General features: G+C 46.6%; 5 protein-coding genes. 3 read left to right on the top strand and 2 right to left on the bottom strand.

What is annotated here, in order from left to right:
- On the top strand, nt 1-220 hold a 220-nt coding region (locus tag H6F93_RS34905; protein ID WP_190677923.1), incomplete at its 5' end, for a pentapeptide repeat-containing protein.
- Nucleotides 221-494: 274 nt separating this feature from the next.
- On the opposite strand, the gene H6F93_RS00050 is transcribed toward H6F93_RS34905, so the two are convergent.
- Both H6F93_RS00050 and H6F93_RS00045 read right to left on the bottom strand, forming a co-directional pair.
- Complete coding sequence (locus H6F93_RS00050) at nt 495-1,343, bottom strand: hypothetical protein (protein WP_190677919.1); 849 nt, start codon at nt 1,341-1,343, stop codon at nt 495-497.
- A 400-nt stretch (nt 1,344-1,743) separates the two neighbouring features.
- Nucleotides 1,744-1,944 (bottom strand): hypothetical protein, encoded by a 201-nt coding sequence (locus H6F93_RS00045; protein ID WP_190677927.1) that lies wholly within the window; start codon nt 1,942-1,944, stop codon nt 1,744-1,746.
- Between the two features lie 114 nt (nt 1,945-2,058).
- Between H6F93_RS00045 and H6F93_RS00040 the strand changes: the two genes are divergently transcribed.
- Together H6F93_RS00040 and H6F93_RS00035 are read left to right on the top strand one after the other, a co-directional pair.
- Entirely contained in the window at nt 2,059-3,906 is a 1,848-nt protein-coding gene (locus tag H6F93_RS00040) for a DEAD/DEAH box helicase (protein ID WP_190677915.1), read from the top strand.
- A 104-nt stretch (nt 3,907-4,010) separates the two neighbouring features.
- On the top strand, nt 4,011-4,508 hold the full coding sequence (locus tag H6F93_RS00035; RefSeq protein ID WP_190677911.1) for a ribonuclease III domain-containing protein: 498 nt from the start codon (nt 4,011-4,013) through the stop codon (nt 4,506-4,508).
- Nucleotides 4,509-4,864: the final 356 nt, after the last annotated feature.

The following is a 4,864-nucleotide window of genomic DNA, read 5'->3' as shown; positions in this document are numbered from 1 at the left end:
CGCCGACCTCAACTCCGCTGACCTCAACTCCGCCGACCTCCGCTACGTCAACCTCAGCTCCGCCAACCTCGGCTCTGCTAACCTTAGCTCCGCCAAAAATTGGACAAGACGCCAACTGGGAACTGCTAAGCTCTGCCAAACTCTGCTTCCAGCAGGAGCAAACTTAGACCCCAACCGAGACTGCAAAGAATTGGGTATAGAACCTGAAGCTTCGGAGTAACGCGATCGCCTCATCACCACTCGACGAAACTCAGGTAAAACAGATCACCTTCTATTTTTTGCGCCTTGAGAATAATCCAATGCTCGAAAAAATAATCATATTGGCTAGCATTTCCCACCAGGTACATCCCCATCGACTCATACAAGCCTCAGCAGTAGCGAGCAGCATCAATATATAGTCTCCACTTAATGAACTAATTAATGAACTAAATTCGTAAATCTCAGTAAATTTGGCATCACTCAAATAGCACAGCTATTACGGTAAGTGTTTACTTCTACAAAGATTCGCTTTCACCTTCAGCATCGTCTTTATACGGCTGTTTTGACAGACTTAAAGCTATCTGAGAAATTGTCTTCTCTCTCAAACTTACATCTTTGATACTGGCAGCTAAAACATTACTAAAGTGCAAGTTATTTGTTACAACAAGCCTGTTATGAAAAGTGTTCAGCGACTTAATATTCTCCGAAAACATCCTCAAATAAACTACAGCAATGAAGTTTGACAAAATGCCTCCAACAGCACCTAATATAGCTAGAATAACTTTTTCTTCTATACTATTGCTTTGGCTCTGCAAATTTACCAGAGACAGTGAAGAACCTATAATTAAAAATCCAAGTAAGATACAAGTAATTCCTACAACTAATATCCACAAGCTACTCATAAGAGATTGGTTGTAGTAGCGTTTCAGTTCAAGCTGATTAATTCTGAAAAGCTTTTCTGCTCTTTGCTCAAGTGACGTGTCTGCAATGCTCAATAACTCAATTTCATTTTGTAGTTCTTGGATTTCTATCTTGTCTTCTCTGGTTGGATCAAACGTCAAAGAGCCAAATAATATGGTTAAGGGTACTAAAGATAATATAAATACTTCACTGCTTTGAAGACTTGATAAAAACTCAGTTTCGGAGGAAGGAAACAAAAACCTAGATCCTAATACAACTAGAAAAAAACTAGAAGCAGCTAAAGTTATCAATCTAGCTTGTTTTAGCCCATCTATCCGAGCATCGTACTTTCTCCTAAGTTCTATTAATCTTTGCTGCTTGAATGCTATTTGTTCTTCTAGTATTGATATTTTTGGATCTTTTTCAACTTCACTTCTAATTTCATTAATTTTTTCTAAACTCATTAATTTTCCTCAACAAAGAACCATCTAAATAAGTTCTAGTAGCTAAGCTTATTTTATTTCTCTTGGGTTACCTCAATTAGTGATCTTATTGTAGATAATGCCAGCTAAAATCCTTGATTACTTGTAATCGCTCGTAGTAAATCTTGAATTTCTCAAGCTGCCTTTTAATTTCAACCTGACACAGTCCGAGGTAGAAACAATCGCTTTCTATTCTCTGCGCTCCGAGAACGTCTTAAAGCAGAAAACAATAATTAGATTGCTTAAAACTTTCCACCAGGAGTGTCCCCACCAACTCGTACAAGCTTCAGCAGTGGCAAGTAGCATCAACATCTTTGATTTTATCTATTGAATCTAGTCTATGAACCGCGTTGAGCGATCGCTAGGGCAAGGGGGCGATCGCCTACTCCGTCTCATCCTTCCATCCACACCCACATGTCCATAGAGCAAGCTGTTGATCCTGAGAACGCGCCTGCCCGCACTGAGGGCATTTGCCCGTAAACAAGGGATGCCACATGAGCAGTTCTAGCTGCTGGGCACGAGTCCAGCGCTGGGGAGGTTGAGGAATTAGCTCTTCAGAGTAGGTAGCGGGTGGGGTAGACATGGAGGAATGAAGGCGATCGCTCTATCAGATGAACGCTAAGTTACTGCATTGCTGCATTGTTCCCAAAGCAGTAGGGCATTCTGAGTAAAGTTTAGGTGACATCTCAGACCTCCTATGGCTACCTTAATTCCAGCCTTCAGCTCTCGTTCCCAATACATGACACCCGGAGAGCGGCGGCTTGCCCAGAGACTTGAACAGAAACTAGAAGACGATTATCTGCTCTGGTACGATGTCCCGGTCGGTGAAAAGCGGCTGCATCCAGACTTCATCCTCCTGCATCCGTTACGAGGATTGATTGTTCTGGAGGTTAAGGACTGGAAGCTTGACACCATTGGGCAAATCAATCCAGTTTCCGTCACGCTACTGACTGTCAACGGAGAGGAGAGGGTCAAGAACCCCGTAGCTCAAGCAAGAGGGTATGCCTTAGCCGTGAAGCAGGAACTAGAACGAGATCATCTGCTGGTGGAGTCAGCAGGGCGCTACAAAGGTAAGCTTGCTTTCCCCGTTTCTCATGGGGTAATTCTTGCTAACATCACCCGCAAGCAGTTTGAATCGGTCGAGGGCTTAAATGAAGTCCTTGAGCCGAACCTGGTCATCTGTCAGGACGAGATGTATGAAAGTGTCGATGCAGGGGCGTTTCAGCAACGCCTCTGGAACTTCTGCACCTACAAATTTGGCGAACCGCTAACCCCTACCCAGATCGACCGCATCCGCTGGTATCTGTTTCCAGAAGTGCGAATTAGCGATCGCCCACTTGAAAGGGAGACATCCCAACCCGAAGCACTGGCTGTGCCCGACGTTCTTCGAGTGATGGATCTCTATCAGGAGCAGCTTGCTCGAAGCTTGGGCGACGGTCATCGCGTGGTGCATGGTGTAGCAGGTTCAGGTAAGACGCTGATTCTAGTCTACCGCTGCCTTCACCTTGCCCAACAAAGCGGTAAACCAATTCTGGTACTGTGCTTTAATGTGACGCTGGCAGCCAAACTGCGATCGATGCTTCACGAAAAAGGGGTAGGCGATCGCGTCACCGTGCGCCACTTTCACGGCTGGTGTGGTGATCTGCTCCAGCAGTATGGGATGGCAAAACCTAGCTACAACCAGTTTCAGGGCGATGAATACGTTAGGGAACTGGTTAGGCGCGTAATTGGGGCAGTTGATAGCGGGAAAATCCCAGCGGGTCAATACGGAGCAGTCCTAATTGATGAAGGGCACGATTTCAAACCGGAATGGTTGAAGCTTACAGCCCAGATGGTAGATCCCAAAACGAGTTCATTCCTCCTGCTCTACGACGACGCTCAAAATCTCTACGGGGAAAAACGAGCTAAGAAATTCAGCTTCAAAAGCTGTGGCATTCAGGCTCAGGGGCGAACAACTATCTTCAAGATCAACTATCGCAATACGGCTGAGGTGTTGACAGTTGCCTATCAGTTTGCCAGAGAAGCAATGCTGCCAACCGATGGGCAGGAGGAAGATACCCCCATGCTGGTGAAACCTGAAAGCTCAATGCGTCATGGTGCAAAGCCTGTACTAATACGGCTACCCAACTTTAAGCAAGAGATAGACTACCTGGCTGAGCGATCGCAGCAGTTCCACGAACGGGGGACACCCTGGAACGAGATGGCGATCGTCTACCGCTCTAAGTTTATGGGCGATCGCATCTGTAGCCGATTGAAGCAGGTTCAGATCCCGGTGGAATGGGTGAATGAAAATGGCAGTAGTCGAGACTTCAGTCCAACTGAGCAGAGCATTAAGCTCATCACCATGCACTCCAGCAAGGGACTAGAATTTCCGGTTGTCTTCATCCCTGGAGTTGGCTATCTGCCCAATCAGCACAGCACTCTGGAGGAGGAAGCGCGGCTGCTGTATGTGGCGATGACACGGGCGATCGATCAGTTGGTGCTAACGTGCGATCGGGAATCGGAGTTTGTGAAACGGGTTGAGGTTGCGTTAAAGGCTGTATGAGGTAGAGCGGGGATTAGAATACAGGTGTTCTTTAGTAGGGCAATTGCGGCTCAAAGTTAGACCAACAGCCAGAAATGCCGCCTAGTAGAAGTAGGACAAGGTCAGTGGATATCGAGACTATCAAACAACGGCTACAACTTCCTCCTCTAAAGGACTACGAGACCGTTCTATTAGCGCTCAGCCACAACAGCTATACCAAGGAGGCTCATGAGAATCAGCCTCAGTTGAGCCAGAAATTAAGGTTGCAACACAAGCGGCTAGCTCATTTAGGTGATGGCATCATGAACGCTGCTGTCACCGATTACTTATTTCATGAGTTTCCAGATGCTGATCAAGGAAATCTCACTCAGAAATCTCAACCCTTAAAGGAACGACGGAAAGGGGCGTATTGGTACGCTTTACACGTAGGGCTTGATCAGATCTGTCGCGTGGGAGGCAGCATTAATGAAACTGCCAAGAAGGGCGATATGTTTGGAGAAATGTTTGAGGCGTTGATGGGAGCAATTTATCTGGAGAGCGATCGCAATTTCTCCGTAGCTCGTGATTGGTTTCACGACCAGTGTGGTGTTGTCATTGAACAACAAATATCTAGAAAGAATTAGTTCATCACAGAAGCAAACTGTCAGTTGATTGATGTAGGTCAAGATCTAGTGCTCAACGCCTTGCGGCATCAGAGATCTGCGACAGAAATTTCTTGTCCTCGGTTGGCAGGCATACAGTGGCGTGCTCAACGCCTTACGGCATCAGAGGTCTGCGACTAGACTCACCACGGCCACAAGTCCTAGATCCCAAGTGCTCAACGCCTCACGGCATCAGAGGTCTGCGACTGCCGAACCTCCCGAACCAGCTTAGGCTTAATCCCTGAGTGCTCAACGCCTTACGGCATCAGAGGTCTGCGACATCGTAGCAGCACAGGCACTTGTAAGATCTTTCACGTGCTCAACGCCTTACGGCATCA

The organism is Leptolyngbya sp. FACHB-671, assembly GCF_014695745.1.
GTDB lineage: Bacteria > Cyanobacteriota > Cyanobacteriia > Elainellales > Elainellaceae > JAAUTN01.
The sequence above is the reverse complement of the archived record's forward strand: the minus strand, read 5'-3'. Positions and strand labels throughout refer to the sequence as shown.

Excerpts from the sequence above, each read along its gene's own strand:
- H6F93_RS00050 (WP_190677919.1), bottom strand. The coding sequence starts at position 1,343 with ATGAGTTTAGAAAAAATTAATGAAATTAGAAGTGAAGTTGAAAAAGAT.
- H6F93_RS00045 (WP_190677927.1), bottom strand. The coding sequence starts at position 1,944 with ATGTCTACCCCACCCGCTACCTACTCTGAAGAGCTAATTCCTCAACCT.
- H6F93_RS00040 (WP_190677915.1), top strand. The coding sequence starts at position 2,059 with ATGGCTACCTTAATTCCAGCCTTCAGCTCTCGTTCCCAATACATGACA.